This window comes from Curvibacter sp. PAE-UM, assembly GCF_001432305.1.
Lineage (GTDB): Bacteria > Pseudomonadota > Gammaproteobacteria > Burkholderiales > Burkholderiaceae_C > Hylemonella.
In genome coordinates, this window is sequence record NZ_KQ483358.1 from 3,464,407 (window position 1) to 3,478,683 (window position 14,277).

Genomic DNA, 14,277 nt, shown 5'->3' on the forward strand with positions numbered 1-14,277 from the left:
CGGGGCTTGCTACAGTGCCAACCCATGCACACCCGTCTCAGCCCCTCCACCGCCCTGCTCCTGACCGTCCCGCCCCTGATGTGGGCGGGCAACGCCGTGGTGGGCCGCATGGTGGGCGAACTCGTGCCGCCCATGATGCTCAACCTGCTGCGCTGGGCGCTGGCCGGCCTGATCCTGCTGCCCCTGGCGGCCTGGGTCCTCAAGCGCGACAGCGGGATGTGGAAACACTGGCGGCGCTTCTCCATGCTGGGCCTGCTCAGCGTGGGGGCCTACAACGCGCTGCAGTACCTGGCGCTCAAGACATCCTCGCCCATCAACGTCACCCTGGTGGCCGCCAGCATGCCGATCTGGATGCAGCTCATCGGCCGCCTGTTCTTCGCAGCGCCGGTGTCCAGGCGCCAGCTGCTGGGCGCCCTGCTGTCGATCAGCGGCGTGCTGCTGGTGCTCAGCCGCGGCCAGCTCGACACCCTGCTGCAGGTCCAGCTGCTGCCGGGCGACATCTACATCCTGATCGCGTCCATCTGCTGGGCTTTCTACAGCTGGATGCTGGCGCGCCCGGGGGGCGAGCCGACCACCATCCGCGGCGACTGGGCCGCTTTCCTGATGGCGCAGATCGTCTTTGGCCTGGTCTGGTCGGCCCTCTTTGCCGCCGGTGAGTGGGCCGTGGTGGAGCAGCCCATCACCTGGGGCTGGCCGCTGCTGGCGGCCCTGGTTTTCGTGGCCGTGGGGCCGGCCTTGCTGGCCTACCGCGCCTGGGGCATCGGCGTGCAACGCGCCGGCCCCACGGTGGCCAGCTTCTTCGGCAACCTCACGCCCCTGCTCGCGGCGCTGATGTCCGCCGCCCTGCTGGGCGAACTGCCGCAGCTGTACCACGGCGCCGCCTTCGTGCTCATCGTCTGCGGCATCGTGGTGTCATCGGCGCGGCGCTGAAGGCCGCACAGGTTCAGAATCCCGTGACCTGCATGCCGATCGGGTTGCCGGTCTTGTCCTTGACGGACGCAATGATCCTGAAGGCCGCCGCCTGCACGCGGGTGGGCAAGCGCACGAAACTGCTCTGCTGCACCAGTTCGTCACCGTGCATGAAGGACCAGGCGAAGAACTTCAGGGCGGGCAGGATGTCCTGCGGCTTGTCGGCCACCAGCGGCACAACGGCGAAAGTAGCCATGGTGATGGGCCAGGCACCGCGCCGGTTCATGTGGGTCAGCGTCGTCGTGAAGTTGCCGCTGCTGACCCAGTCACTGGCCGACAGCGCGGTGCGGAAGCTTTCGCTGGACGGATTCAGGAACTCGCCGGTGGCATCGGCCAGCTGCACCGGGGTGAGCTGGTATTCGCGCACATAACCAAAGTCGACATAGCTGATGCCACCCACCGTCTCGCGCACCGCCTTGGAGACCCCCTCGCTGCCTTTCGCAGCAATGAAATGTCCGGGCCAGGTGATGCTGCTCTTGACGCCAAACTGCGCCTGCCAGTCCGGATGCACCTTGGCCAGGTAGTCGGTGTAGTTGTAGGTGGTGCCCGAGCCATCACTGCGCACGATGACCTTGATGGGCAGATTGGGCAGGGCCAGGCCCGGGTTGAGCTGGACGATCTCGGGCGCATTCCACTGGCTGAGCTGCCCCATGAAGATGCGCGCCAGCACGGCGCCATTCAATCGCAGTTGGCCGTCGGCGATCCTGGGCAGGTTCACCACGGGTGTGATGCCCGTGATGGCGATCGGAAACACCAGCAACCCGTCCTTGTCCAGCTCGGCGCGGGTCGGTGCGACGTCGGTCGCGCCATAACCCACCTCGCGCGCCTTGATCTTGCGCACACCTGCCGAGGAGCCTGCCGATTCATAGACCAGCTTGTGGCTGGTGGCCTTCTCATAGGCAGCGCCCCAACTGCGGTAGATCGGCGCCGCGGCGGATGAACCGGCGCCGGTGAAAGTATCGGCCCAGGCGCCGCAGGCGGTCGCGGCCAGCCATGCGGCGGCAAGTCCCAACGATATCTTCTGTTTCATCATTCTTCAATTCCAAGCATTCATGAACACGCCCACCCGGTCCGCAAAACGGGACCGGAACATCATGTCCTGCGCCAGGGTGCGGTCAGACAGGGATGACAGGGGGTGGTCGGACTGACTGGCCTGACCCGCGTCAGGCACAGCTCTGGGGGCGCAGGCGAACTGCAAAAAGCAGATACCCGCGTCCGCATTCTAAAAGAACCAAGGGAAAACCCTCGCCCCCGGATCAGACAGGGACACACATCTCATCACGCAGCCGCGCCATGGCGATGTGCGGCGGGGAACGAAGGCGACTTGGATGCCCCGTCATGCGGCGCTGGCCGCGCCGGGCTGAACCGGCTCAGTACGTGCCGGGATAGGCGCCACCGTCGGCCAGCACGTTCTGGCCGTTGATGTAGCCGCCGTACTGGCTGCACAGGAAGGCGCAGATGGCGCCGAACTCCTCGGGGGTGCCGAAACGCTGGGCCGGGATGGTCATGCGGCGCGCGTTGGCGATGTCTTCGATGGGCTTGCCGGTCTTCTGCGCCGCACCCGCCATGGTGTGCTTGAGGCGGTCGGTATCGAAGGCGCCGGGCAGCAGGTTGTTGATGGTCACGCCCTTGGCCGCGATCCGGGCATTGCGCGCCACGCCGGCCACGAAACCGGTCAGGCCGCTGCGCGCGCCGTTGGACAGACCCAGGATGTCGATCGGCGCCTTCACCGCGCTGGAGGTGATGTTGACGATGCGGCCATAACCCCGTGCGGCCATGCCGTCCACCGTGGCCTTGATGAGCTCGATGGGGGTGAGCATGTTGGCGTCCACCGCCTTGATCCAGGCGTCACGGTCCCAGTCGCGGAAGTCGCCGGGCGGCGGGCCACCGGCGTTGGTGACCACGATGTCGAAGTCCTTGCGCTGGGCGAAGATGGCTTCACGGCCGGCCACGGTGGTGATGTCCACCGGCACGGCGATGACCTGCACCCCCGGGGCCTCGGCCTTGAGGCTGGCCGCTGCCGCATTCAACGCCTCGGCGCCGCGCGCCACGATCACCACGTTCACGCCTTCACGCGCCAGCGCCTGTGCGCAGCCGTAGCCCAGGCCCTTGCTCGCGCCGCCGACCAGTGCCCACTTGCCTTTGATTCCGAGATCCATGATGTTGTCCTGTCTGAAAAATGAATGGTGACGATGATACGTTTACTGTCGAGTCCCCGCCGTGGTCAGGCCTTCAGTCGACAGGCAGGCGCGCCGCCCGGCTGAAGACGAAGATGCCGGCCAGCACCAGCGCCGTGCCCGCCACCACCCAGCCGGTGAAGGGTTCGCCCAGCAGCCAGACGCCCATGAGAATGGTGGACATCGGCCCCACCATGCCGGCTTGCGCCGCAGCGCCGGCACCGATGCGCTCGACGGCCATCATGACCAGCAGCACCGGCACCGCCGTGCAGGCCGTGGCATTGAGCAGGGAAAGCCAGAGCACCTCGGGGGCCACCTGCGCCGCCGACAGCGGTCGCAACAAGGCGAATTGCAAGAGGCACAGCCCGCACGCCACGCTGGTCGCCAGCCCGACCAGGCGCAGCGAGCCCAGGCGCCGCACCAGTTCGCCGCTGTAGCTCAGGTAGACCGCATAACTGACGGCGCTCAGGAAAACCAGCAGCGAACCCCAGGCCACATCGGCCCCGGCCAGCGTCACCTCGCGGCCGAACACCAGCAGCACGCCCAGGTAGCTGATCCCCATGCCGCCGGCCTGGGCGCGGCTGATGCGCCGGCCGTACAGCAGGTAGCCGAGCAGCAGCACGATGGTGGGCGTGAGATAGAGGATGAGGCGCTCAAGCGACGCCGTGATCCAGGCCAGCCCCGCGAAGTCCAGGAAGCTGGCCAGGTAATAGCCGCAAAAGCCCAGGCCCAGCACGCCCAGCCAGTCCCGCCGTTCGAGCGCTGGGCGATTGCGACCGGCCCACCAGGCCATGGCCAGGAAGAGCGGCAGCGCGAACAGCATGCGGTACATGATGAGCGTGACCGCATCTACCCCGTGGCGGTAGGCCAGCTTGACGATGATGGCCTTGCCGCTGAAGGCGATGGCGCCCAGGACGGCCAAAACAAGACCTGGTACCCCGGTCATCGGTCAGCACTTGCACCCGGGCCTGCGCGGCAGCACCGTTATCGCCCGTTGATCTGCAGGCCCTGTCGAAAGATGCCCAGGCGCTGGACCATCAGGTCTTTTTCCACTGCGCTATCGACGGAATAGGCCACGCTGTAGAGCAAGGGCAACTGGGACAGTTCCCCCCGGGTTTGCTGCGGCGCATGAGCGCTGGCAATCACCGTGCGGGTCTTGTCCGAGAAAGCCACACCGGTATACGGCGTGCGCGCATTCGCCACCGACTCCCAGGTCAGGCGATCCGCGTCGGGCATGGTCTCGGGCGGCCGCGGATGACGGTTGATCAGTACGTAGGTCGACGTATCCTTGTCCTCACCTGCCAGGACCGAGCTGACGTCCCAGACCACACGGTCGTTTTCCTTGAAATAGGACGGCTTGAGATGCAGGTCGCTGTTTTCGGTGACTTTCATCAGGTCGGACGTGTAGGAAAACGTCATGCGCCTGGAGCGGTAGGTGAATTTCTTGCCATAGTCCGTTTCAAGCTCGATGGACTCGAAGACGGCCGGCAACATGTCGCGCGCCGACAGGAACTCCTGCCACTGCTTCAGGGTTCCGTAGTAGGTAACAAAGGCATAGTCGGCCAGCGTCTTCATGTCCTCTTCGAACATGTAGCTGGTGAATTCGTCGGCGGCATTGACGAGGATGGCAAAACCGTCAGGCTGGGGCAGCGCGTAGGCAACGATCTTCTCGTCGCTGTGCTCGATGGTCCAGCGCCGCACCTGCCACTTGCGTTGATAGCCATCGACGTGCACCGCTTCCTCCTTCGCGGCCCCCAGCGAGGTGATGCGCACCCGCTCGGCACCAAAGGCCCGGCTGAAATACAGTCCGCGCAGCACCAGGTCCATGAAACGCTTGGAATCCTTCTGCAGTTGCGTCACCGAAGCATCGTCAGGGGTCTTCATGCGCAGGTAGAGGAAGTTGCCCATCTTGCCGAAAGCCAGCTTCCCGTTCCGGCCGATCTCGGCTTCGCGCCGTTCGCTGGGTGCGACGGCATCCCAGGTGCCGTCGCGCTGCTTGGACACCATGCGCGGGAAATTCGCCGCGATGTTGGTGCGGTACAGCAGCGCCTGCGCGCCGGCTGTCTGCGGGAACATCTCGTCACGGTAAGTGGTCTTGAACCGGTCTGACAACGACAGCGAGAAATTCTTCAGACGGGCTTGCAGTGCGCGCCCGAACTCCACGTAGCCCATGGGCAGGTCCAGCGTCTCGTCCATCTTGCCCATCAGGGTATGGTCGGTGTTGTCGAGCTTGAAGATCGCCTTGGACCGGACTTCGGCCTTGTCTGCCGGCGCCTTCAGCACCTCGCTGATCGGCAGGGCGAAATTCAGGTTTTCGTTCTGTGATTTGCGCAGCACCACACCAAGCACACGGCCGTCGCGATCCACCAGCGGCCCGCCGCTGTTGCCGGGCGAAGCTGCGGCCGAGAAGCGCAGCCATTTCCAGCGGCCATCCTCCTCCTCGGGCGTGTCCGATGTGTACAGCCCGTCGCGCACGATGATGCCGTCGCCCAGTGCGTTGCCGACCGCAAAGACCTTGTCGTTCCTTTTCGCGGCCGGGTTGGTGTGCAGCACCCCCTCAGACCGGTAATCCTTGAGCGTAAAGACAATGAAATCCCGCGCCATCGAATACTTCAGGACCCGATCGAGCTGGACGATCCGGCCGTTCGGGTCGCGCAGATGGATGCGGCGGCGCACGCTATCGGAAGCCAGCACCATCACGTGCGCGGCCGAGACATACTGGCCGCCCCCCAGGGCGAAGGCCGTCCCGATGGACTGGTACTTGTCGTTGCGTTCACGGAAGGGCAACAGATCGAAGGGCAGCTCCTTCTCGTAACTCAGGGAATCGGTCGTCGGCTTCTCCAGCACCACTTCGTACGTCGCCTTGCGCAGGGCCGTCAGCACCTTGCTGCCCAGCTCCTCGGCCCGAACGGGCAGTGCCATGCCCGCGATGGCGATCAATCCGGCAAGGCTCCAGCGACTGAAGCGGGAGCACACCAGGGACCATTGTTTCAGGTAAGGGGTTGTCATGTATTTGTATTCCCTGCTAGGACTTCACGCCGACAAGACGCGAGGTTGGACGATGAAACCGACTCTCGTTCAAAGTCTAGCAGAGCACCCGGCGCCAAATGCCCAACGTTACGCTTGCTTGCACCGGCGCGGCAGCGCGGCGAAGAGGCCGCGCTGCGCGAGGGCCTGGCAGCCTAGAAACCGGCCGCCTGGCCGTCGCGGCGTGCGTCGCTGGCGGCCACGTACCCCTGCACTTTGGGATCACCGGCGCGCCAGATGAACTGGCCGGCGCCGAAGTCCTGGTAGGAGTCGTTGATGACTTCCATGCGGTGGCCGCGCGCCGACAGGCCCTGCACGGTGGCCGGGTTCATGGTCGCCTCGACGTTGATCTCGAAGCCCGCGTTGTAGCGCCAGCGCGGCGCGTCGCAGGCGGTCTGCGGGTTCTGGCCGTAGTCCAGCATGCGCACCAGGGTCTGCAGGTGGCCCTGGGGCTGCATATTGCCGCCCATCACGCCGAAGCTCATCACCGGCTGGCCGTCCTTCGTGAGGAAGGCCGGGATGATGGTGTGGATGGGGCGTTTGCCCGGCGCCACCAGGTTGGCCGTGTTGTTGCCGGCCGGGTCCACGTTGAAGCCGTGGCCGCGGTTCTGCAGGCTGATGCCGAAGGTGGGCTCCACGCAACCCGAGCCGAAGCCCATGAAGTTGCTCTGGATGAAGCTGATCATCATGCCGTTCTCGTCGGCCGCGGTCAGGTAGATGGTGCCGCCCTTGACCGGGTTGCCGGCCTTGAAGTCCTGCGCCTTTTTCATGTCGATGAGCTTGGCACGGCTGCTCAGGTAGGCGTCGTCGAGCATCTGCTCCGGCGTGACCTGCATGGCCGAGGGCTCGGCCACGTAGCGGTAGACGTCGGCGAAGGCCAGCTTCATGGCCTCGATCTGCAGGTGCTGCGAGTCCACGCTGTCCACGGGCAGCGAGCCCAGGTCGAACTTGTCGAGGATGCCCAGCGCCATCTGTGCGGCGATGCCCTGGCCATTGGGCGGGATCTCGTGCAGGGTGTGGCCGCGGTAGTTCTTGGCCAGGGGCAACACCCACTCCGGTTGGTAAGCGGCCAGGTCGCTGGCCTTCAGGACGCCGCCGCACTCGGCAGCGAAGGTCGCCAGGGCCTGGGCGATCTCGCCGCGGTAATAGGCCTCGCCCTTGCTCTGCGCGATGGCGCGCAGCGCGCGCGCCGCAGCCTTGAACTGGAACAGCTCGCCCACCTGGGGCGCACGGCCCCATGGGAGAAAGCTCTGGGCAAAACCCGGCACACCCTGCAGCTCGGGCGTAGCGGCGGCCCACTTCTGCTGCACCACCACGGGGATGAGGTAACCGCGCTCGGCAATCTCGATGGCCGGCTCCAGCAGGTCGGCAAAGGGCAGCTTGCCGAAACGCTCACTCAAGGCCACCCAGCCGGCCACGGCGCCGGGCACGGTAACGGAATCGATGCCGCGCTTCGGGGGCGTCTTGGCACCGTCGCCGTACTTGCGCTTGAAGTACTCGGGCGTCCAGCCCTGCGGCGCACGGCCGGAGGCGTTGAGGCCGTGCAGTTCCTTGCCGTCCCACAGGATGGCAAAGGCATCACTGCCCAGGCCGTTGCTGACCGGCTCGCAAATCATCATGGCCGCTGCCGCGGCGATGGCGGCGTCCACCGCATTGCCGCCCTTCTGCATCATGCGCAGGCCAGCCTGGGCGGCCAGCGGGTGCGAAGTGGAGACGACGTTGCGCGCGAAGACCGGCAGGCGCGTGCTCGGATAGGGAGTGCTGTAGTTGAAGTTCATGATGTCAGGGTCCTGTTCTGCTCCGTTCATTCACATGAACGCAGGGGCTTCATTAATCCGCAGTGATTTTTCTTTCAGTGATGACCTTTTTCCATTTGGCCGACTCCGCCTTCACCACGGCAGCGAACGCCTGCGGCGTGCCACCGGTGGTTTCGGCGCCCAGACGGGCAAAACGGTCTTTCAGGTCTGGCTCGGCCAGCGCGGCGTTCACCGCCTGGTTGACGCGCGTCACGATCTCGGGCGGCAGGCCGCGCGGACCATAGATGCCGAACCAGGTGACGGACTCGAAACCCGGCAGCAGCTCGGACACCGCCGGCAGTTCGGGGGCCAGCGTGCTGCGCTTGGGGCTGGTGACGGCCAGCGCACGCAGCTTGCCGTCGCGTACATGGGGCATGCCCGACACGATGGAGTCGAACAGCACGTCGACCTTGCCGCTGATCAGGTCGGCGATCGACAGGCCGGTGCCCCGGTAGGGAATGTGCACGAGGAAGGTGCCGGACTGCGCCTTGAAGTTCTCGGTGGACAGGTTGGAGATGGTGCCATTGCCGCTGGAGGCGTAGTTCAGGCGCCCCGGGTTCTTGCGCGCATGGTCGATGAACTCGCGCAGGTTTTTCGCCGGCGAAGTCATGGGCACCAGGATCACCTGCGGCGAACTGGCCACGTAGACGATGGGCGTGAAGTCGGCCTCGGCGTTGTAGGGCATCCTGGGATTGATGGCCGGGCCGATGCTGTGCGTGCTCGAGGTGGTGAGCAGCAGGGTGTAGCCGTCGGCCGGGGCCTGGGCCGCGGCCAACGCACCGATGGTGCCGCCGGCACCGGGCTTGTTGTCGACCACGATGGACTGGCCCAGCTTCCTGGCCAGCTCCTGGGACAGCGCACGCGACAGGATGTCGGTGGCGCCGCCCGCGGGGAAAGGCACGACCAGGCGCAGCGGCTTGGCCGGCCAGGTCTGGGCCGAGACCGACAGGCTCAGGCCGACGGCCAGCAAGCCGAGCAGGGTTTTGAACTTCATCTCTGGGTTACTCCTCTGAATGGGGTTCCAAAAAGGCAAGAACGGCACCCATGGGTGCCGTTCTTGTCGGGGAAGGACAGGAACTCACTCCTCGACGAAAGCTTCCTCGCGCTTGGACTTGATCGACGGCAGCAGCACGATGATGAGCAGCAGCAGCGCCATGCCCAGCAGCGTGGCCGAGAGCGGGCGCGTGACCAGCACGCTCCAGTCACCGCGCGACAGCAGCAGCGCGCGACGCAGGTTCTCTTCCATCATCGGGCCCAGGATGAGGCCCAGCAGCAGCGGCGCGGGCTCGACCCCCAGCTTGATGAAGCCGTAGCCGATGACACCGAAGATGGCCACCATCCACACGTCCCAGGTGTTGTTGTTCGTGGAGTACACGCCGATGGCGCAGAACAGCACGATGGCCGGAAACAGCCAGCGGTAGGGCACCGACAGCAGCTTGATCCAGATGCCGATCAGCGGCAGGTTCAGGACGATCAGCATCAGGTTGCCGATCCACATGGAGGCAATCAGGCCCCAGAACAGCTCGGGGTTGCTGGTCATCACCTGCGGGCCGGGCTGGATGTTGTGGATGGTCATGGCACCGACCATCAGCGCCATCACCGGGTTGGGCGGAATGCCCAGCGTCAGCAGCGGGATGAAAGAGGTCTGCGAACCGGCGTTGTTGGCCGACTCGGGAGCCGCCACGCCGCGGATATTGCCCTGACCGAAGGGCACCTCGCCCGGCTTGAGCTTGGTCTTCTTCTCGATCGAGTAAGCCGCAAAGGCCGACAGCAGCGCGCCGCCGCCGGGCAGGATGCCCAGCATGGAGCCCAGGGCCGTGCCACGCAACACCGCCGGGATCATGCGCTTGAAGTCTTCCTTGGACGGATAGATGTGGGTGACGTTGCCGGTGAACACCTCGCGTTTGTCTTCCGGGTGCGAAAGGTTCTGGATGATCTCGCCGTAGCCGAACACGCCCATGGCGATCACGATGAAGCCGATGCCGTCGGTCAGCTCCGGGATATCGAAGGAGTAGCGTGCCACGCCGGAGTTCACGTCGGTACCGACCAGGCCCAGCAGCAGGCCCAGGATGATCATCGCAATCGCCTTGAGCAGCGAGCCCGAGGCCAGCACCACGGCGCCGATCAGGCCCAGCACCATCAGCGAGAAGTATTCGGCCGGGCCGAACTTGAAGGCGACTTCCGTCAACGGTGCCGCGAAGGCGGCCAGAATCAGGGTGCCCACACAGCCGGCGAAGAAGGAGCCCATACCGGCAGCGGCCAGCGCGGGGCCGGCACGGCCCTTGCGCGCCATCTGGTAACCGTCGATCACGGTCACCACCGAGGACGATTCACCCGGCAGGTTGACCAGGATGGCGGTGGTGGAGCCACCGTACTGGGCACCGTAATAGATGCCGGCCAGCATGATCAGTGCGGCCACCGGGGGCAAGGCATAGGTGGCCGGCAGCAGCATGGCGATGGTGGCGATCGGGCCGACGCCCGGCAGCACCCCGATCAGCGTGCCCAGCAACACACCGATGAAGCAGTACAGCAGATTCTGGAAGGTAAAGGCGACGCCGAAACCCAGCGACAGGTTGTTGAAAAGATCGAATTCCATGTTCTTGTACTCCTCAACCCGTGATGAAAGCAGGCCAGACCTGGAACTGCAGGTTGAGCAGTTTCACGAACGCACCGTAGCTGATGACGGCCAGGATGGCGGCCAAGACCAGCACCTCACGCAGCTTGAACTTCTCGCCCGCCAGGCTGGCCAGGATGGTCAGGCCGAAAATGGCGGCGATCAGGCCCATGGCGGGGATACCGAACTTGGGAATGCCACCGAGCAGGATGCCGAACAGCACGTTGGCGCCGATGATGTAACCCAGCGGGCGCCAGGCCATGCCGCCCAGCTTGTCGCCGGTCTCCGTCCTGTTCACCACGCCCTTGAACATGATCATCCCGCCCAGGATGGCGAGGATGATGCCCAGCATCAGCGGGAAGTAGCCGGGGCCCATGCGGGCGCCGGTGCCGATGTTGTAGTTGGTTGCCCCGATGGCGAATGCACCACCCACGATGGTGAACATCAGGCCGGAGTAAAAATCTTTTTCACTCTTGATGAATCTCACGAATTTGTCTCCTACGGGCCATGCCCGAAACACACGGGATTCTGCCCCGGAATAACACTCATGCCGGATGTGGATTACACCTATGCCTCCCCCGGTAGTACAGGGTGAGTCAGCAGGGAATACCCTAGGTTGCGGACCGATGTGCGCCGCAGCGGTGCACAGGTCAGGAACAGGTCAGGCAGGTGCCTGCATCAGGTGAGTGGCGGCGTGGCGCCCAGTACCTCGTCGATCACCGTCAGCCCCTCGGCGACACGCAAGGCACCCGCCAGGCGCAGCGGGCGCATGCCGTCGGCCACGGCCTGGCGCTTGAGGGCGTCGATGTTGGGCTCCTTGCTGACCTTGTCCTTGAAGCCTTCGCTGATGACCAGCAGCTCGTACAGGCCCATGCGCCCCTGGAAACCCGTCATGCGGCAGTCCACGCAGCCCACCGGCTTGAAAGGCTTGTAGCCGCCGCTGATGTTCCAGGGCTTGACCATCTCGGCCAGGTGCTCGCGCGTAGCGGCCTCGTCACGCACCTTGCACTGCGCGCACAGGGTGCGCACCAGGCGCTGCGCCAGCACGCCCAGCACCGTGGCGTTGAGCAGATAGGGCGGAATGCCCAGCTCCATCAGGCGCGTGATGGCCGAGGGCGCGTCATTGGTGTGCAGGGTGGAGAAGACCAGGTGGCCAGTCAGCGCGGCCTGCACCGCCATCTCGGCGGTTTCCAGGTCGCGGATTTCGCCCACCATGATGATGTCCGGGTCCTGCCGCATCAACGCGCGCAGGCCCTCGGGGAAACCGAAGTCCAGCTGCGGCTGCACCTGGGTCTGGTTGAAGGCCGGCTCGATCATTTCGATCGGGTCTTCCACCGTGCTGACGTTGACCTCTTCCGTCGCCACGCGCTTGAGGGTGGAGTAGAGCGTGGTGGTCTTGCCAGAGCCGGTGGGGCCGGTGACGAGGATGATGCCGTGCGGCCGCTTGACCAGCGCCTCCCAGCGCTGCGCGTCGTGCGGGCTGAACCCCAGCTCGGCCAGGTCCTTGACCGTGGTGTCCGGGTCGAAGATACGCATGACCATCTTCTCGCCAAAGGCCGTGGGCAGGGTGGAGATACGCATCTCGACCTCGTCACCGCCGGGGTTGCGCGTCTTGATGCGGCCATCCTGCGGCCGGCGCTTCTCGATCACGTCCATGCGGCCCAGCAGCTTGATGCGCGCCGTCATGGCGGTGAGCACGCCCATGGGCATCTGGTAGACGGGGTGCAGCACGCCGTCGATGCGGAAGCGGATCACGCCCTGCTCGCGCCGCGGCTCCAGGTGGATGTCGCTGGCGCGCTGGTCGAAGGCGTACTGCCACAGCCAGTCCACCACCTGCACCACGCTCTGGTCGTTGGCGTCGAGCTGCTTGTTGCTCTTGCCCAGCTCCACCAGCTGCTCGAAGCTGGCGCCCGTATTGCCGCTGCCCGACTTCATGGCCGAGCGCACCGACTTGGCCAGGGCAAAGAATTCGGCCGTGTAGCGCGTGATCTCGCCCGGGCTGGCGATCACCCGACGCACGCTGCGGCGGGTCTGGCGTTCCACCTCGCCCACCCAGTCGGTGATGTAGGGCTCGGCCGTGGCCACCACCACTTCATTGGGCAGCACCTGCACCGGCAGCACGCGATGCCGCTCGGCGTAGGCTGCGCTCATGGAGTCGGCCACCTTGCCCACGTCGACCTTGAGCGGGTCGATGCGCAGGTAGTCCAGTCCGGCGCGCCCGGCCAGCCATTGCGTGAGGCTCTCCACGTCCAGCGGCTTGTGGTCGACGGCGCGGCGGATGGACACGCTGGCCAGGCGCAGCAGCGGATGCTGGGCGCTCTCGGCCTGCGAACAACGCGCGATGGTGCGCTGCGCCTCGTCCTCGGCGATCACGCCGTCGGCCAGCAGCCACTCGACCAGGCGACGCCAGTCCACCGGCCCCACGTGCTCGGACTTGGACAGGCTCTTGAGTTTGGGCTGGGCGCTCATGGAATCAGAGTTCTACGATAGGTTTGAAGCCGCGCAGCCACTTGGTGGCGGGCAAGTCCCACTGAGTCTGGATGATTTCGGCCCGCTCGGCAAGCTCGGCGCGCTTGGGACGCGAGGGTGTGCGCTGGGCCAGCACCACGGTGTTGCCTTCACGCGTCGCCTTGAAGGCCCAGATGGCCTCGCGGCCGAAGGCGGCGGCGATCTTGTCCACGCTCTTCGCATAGCTGGAGGAGCGGCCGAAGAGGTTGACCGTCATGCAGCCGTCCTCCGTCAGCAGGCGGCGGCAATGGGCATAGAACTCGGCGCTGTCGAGCACCGGCGCGGCCGCCTCGTGGTCGTACAGGTCCACCTGCAAGGCGTCCACGGTGCCGAACCACTCGGCTTTCTGGACTTCCTGGGCCGCGTCGGCCAGGATGACCTTCATCTTCGCGCTGTCGGCCGGCAGCTTGAACCAGCCGCGGCAGGCGGCCAGCACCTGCGGATTGAGCTCGATGGCCGTGGTCTTCATGCGCAGGACCTTGGCGCAGAACTTGGTCAGCGAACCGGCCCCCAGCCCCAGCTGCACGGCTTGGCGCTTCGTCACGGTGTCCGGCGCCACGAACAGCAGCCAGGCCATCATGCGCTGGATGTACTCGTGCACCAACCGGGTCGGGTCCCGGGTGTCCATGGACCCCTGGATCCAGATCGAATCCAGGTGGAGATGACGGATGGGGCCCTCGTCGGAGAACTGGACTTCGGGGAGGGAGATTTTTTGTTTGCTCAAGGTGGGGGGATTATCGCTTTGACTTTTTTACTTGATGGCTGCGAGTTTTGACTGCGTCGCTTGGTCTACCCCCCACTCATCCCCCCGCCCTTCTCTACCCCCACCGGGGTAGAGAAGGGAGCCTGGATTTTGCTTTTGGCCTTCTGGCTACGCTTCTACGACGAGGGAAGTCTCCACCGTATGTACTGGGCCTGCATTTCTGGCCGGCGGTCGTAGAGAACTCACGCGTATAAGCACGCCTCCACCGACGGCTGCGCCAGCCGGTAACGAGACAAGCACGCACACATTGTCTTGTCTCGCTCGCGGCAGGGCGCGCAGCGACCGCCGCTTTGGGCGCAAAGATCAGCAACCTTTGACTACGACTGGTGGTTTGAAATGCAGGCGCTCCACAAACGGTGGCGGCGCTCCGCTCCGTAGAAGCGGAACCAAGAAACCAGAAACCAAATCCAGGCTCCCCTTCCT

The 14,277-nt window shown here is 65.3% G+C and carries 11 protein-coding genes; 1 reads left to right on the forward strand and 10 read right to left on the reverse strand.

Annotation, left to right across the window (positions count from 1 at the left end):
* Positions 1-24: 24 nt before the first annotated feature.
* Positions 25-930 carry a DMT family transporter gene (locus AO057_RS16595; protein WP_057676987.1) on the forward strand — a complete coding sequence of 302 codons (906 nt, stop codon included), beginning with the start codon at positions 25-27 and terminating at the stop codon, positions 928-930.
* Positions 931-943: 13 nt separating this feature from the next.
* Here the strand turns inward: AO057_RS16595 and pstS are convergent, their stop codons facing one another.
* The 10 genes from pstS to AO057_RS16645 form a co-directional block, all read right to left on the reverse strand.
* Complete coding sequence (gene pstS / locus AO057_RS16600; RefSeq protein WP_240480801.1) at positions 944-1,999, reverse strand: phosphate ABC transporter substrate-binding protein PstS; 1,056 nt, start codon at positions 1,997-1,999, stop codon at positions 944-946.
* Between the two features lie 340 nt (positions 2,000-2,339).
* On the reverse strand, positions 2,340-3,128 hold the full coding sequence (locus tag AO057_RS16605; RefSeq protein ID WP_057676989.1) for an SDR family oxidoreductase: 789 nt from the start codon (positions 3,126-3,128) through the stop codon (positions 2,340-2,342).
* 73 nt (positions 3,129-3,201) lie between these two features.
* A complete protein-coding gene (locus AO057_RS16610; RefSeq protein WP_057676990.1) occupies positions 3,202-4,092 on the reverse strand; it encodes a DMT family transporter in 891 nt (296 codons plus the stop codon).
* A 38-nt stretch (positions 4,093-4,130) separates the two neighbouring features.
* A complete protein-coding gene (locus AO057_RS16615) occupies positions 4,131-6,068 on the reverse strand; it encodes a S1 family peptidase (RefSeq protein WP_168163380.1) in 1,938 nt (645 codons plus the stop codon).
* 260 nt (positions 6,069-6,328) lie between these two features.
* A complete protein-coding gene (locus AO057_RS16620) occupies positions 6,329-7,951 on the reverse strand; it encodes a gamma-glutamyltransferase family protein (protein WP_057676992.1) in 1,623 nt (540 codons plus the stop codon).
* 52 nt (positions 7,952-8,003) lie between these two features.
* Positions 8,004-8,963 carry a Bug family tripartite tricarboxylate transporter substrate binding protein gene (locus AO057_RS16625; protein ID WP_057676993.1) on the reverse strand — a complete coding sequence of 320 codons (960 nt, stop codon included), beginning with the start codon at positions 8,961-8,963 and terminating at the stop codon, positions 8,004-8,006.
* Between the two features lie 84 nt (positions 8,964-9,047).
* On the reverse strand, positions 9,048-10,565 hold the full coding sequence (locus AO057_RS16630; RefSeq protein ID WP_057676994.1) for a tripartite tricarboxylate transporter permease: 1,518 nt from the start codon (positions 10,563-10,565) through the stop codon (positions 9,048-9,050).
* Positions 10,566-10,578: 13 nt separating this feature from the next.
* A complete protein-coding gene (locus AO057_RS16635) occupies positions 10,579-11,028 on the reverse strand; it encodes a tripartite tricarboxylate transporter TctB family protein (RefSeq protein ID WP_057677352.1) in 450 nt (149 codons plus the stop codon).
* Positions 11,029-11,261: 233 nt separating this feature from the next.
* Positions 11,262-13,052 carry a type IV pilus assembly ATPase TfpB gene (locus AO057_RS16640; RefSeq protein ID WP_057676995.1) on the reverse strand — a complete coding sequence of 597 codons (1,791 nt, stop codon included), beginning with the start codon at positions 13,050-13,052 and terminating at the stop codon, positions 11,262-11,264.
* 4 nt (positions 13,053-13,056) lie between these two features.
* Positions 13,057-13,815 carry a spermine/spermidine synthase domain-containing protein gene (locus AO057_RS16645; protein WP_057676996.1) on the reverse strand — a complete coding sequence of 253 codons (759 nt, stop codon included), beginning with the start codon at positions 13,813-13,815 and terminating at the stop codon, positions 13,057-13,059.
* Between the last annotated feature and the right edge of the window lie 462 nt (positions 13,816-14,277).

Coding starts and splice junctions, on each gene's coding strand:
- AO057_RS16630 (WP_057676994.1), bottom strand. CDS start 10,565: ATGGAATTCGATCTTTTCAACAACCTGTCGCTGGGTTTCGGCGTCGCC.
- AO057_RS16605 (WP_057676989.1), bottom strand. CDS start 3,128: ATGGATCTCGGAATCAAAGGCAAGTGGGCACTGGTCGGCGGCGCGAGC.
- AO057_RS16610 (WP_057676990.1), bottom strand. CDS start 4,092: ATGACCGGGGTACCAGGTCTTGTTTTGGCCGTCCTGGGCGCCATCGCC.
- pstS (WP_240480801.1), bottom strand. CDS start 1,999: ATGAAACAGAAGATATCGTTGGGACTTGCCGCCGCATGGCTGGCCGCG.
- AO057_RS16625 (WP_057676993.1), bottom strand. CDS start 8,963: ATGAAGTTCAAAACCCTGCTCGGCTTGCTGGCCGTCGGCCTGAGCCTG.
- AO057_RS16615 (WP_168163380.1), bottom strand. CDS start 6,068: ATGGCACTGCCCGTTCGGGCCGAGGAGCTGGGCAGCAAGGTGCTGACG.
- AO057_RS16595 (WP_057676987.1), top strand. CDS start 25: ATGCACACCCGTCTCAGCCCCTCCACCGCCCTGCTCCTGACCGTCCCG.
- AO057_RS16640 (WP_057676995.1), bottom strand. CDS start 13,052: ATGAGCGCCCAGCCCAAACTCAAGAGCCTGTCCAAGTCCGAGCACGTG.
- AO057_RS16620 (WP_057676992.1), bottom strand. CDS start 7,951: ATGAACTTCAACTACAGCACTCCCTATCCGAGCACGCGCCTGCCGGTC.
- AO057_RS16635 (WP_057677352.1), bottom strand. CDS start 11,028: ATGTTCACCATCGTGGGTGGTGCATTCGCCATCGGGGCAACCAACTAC.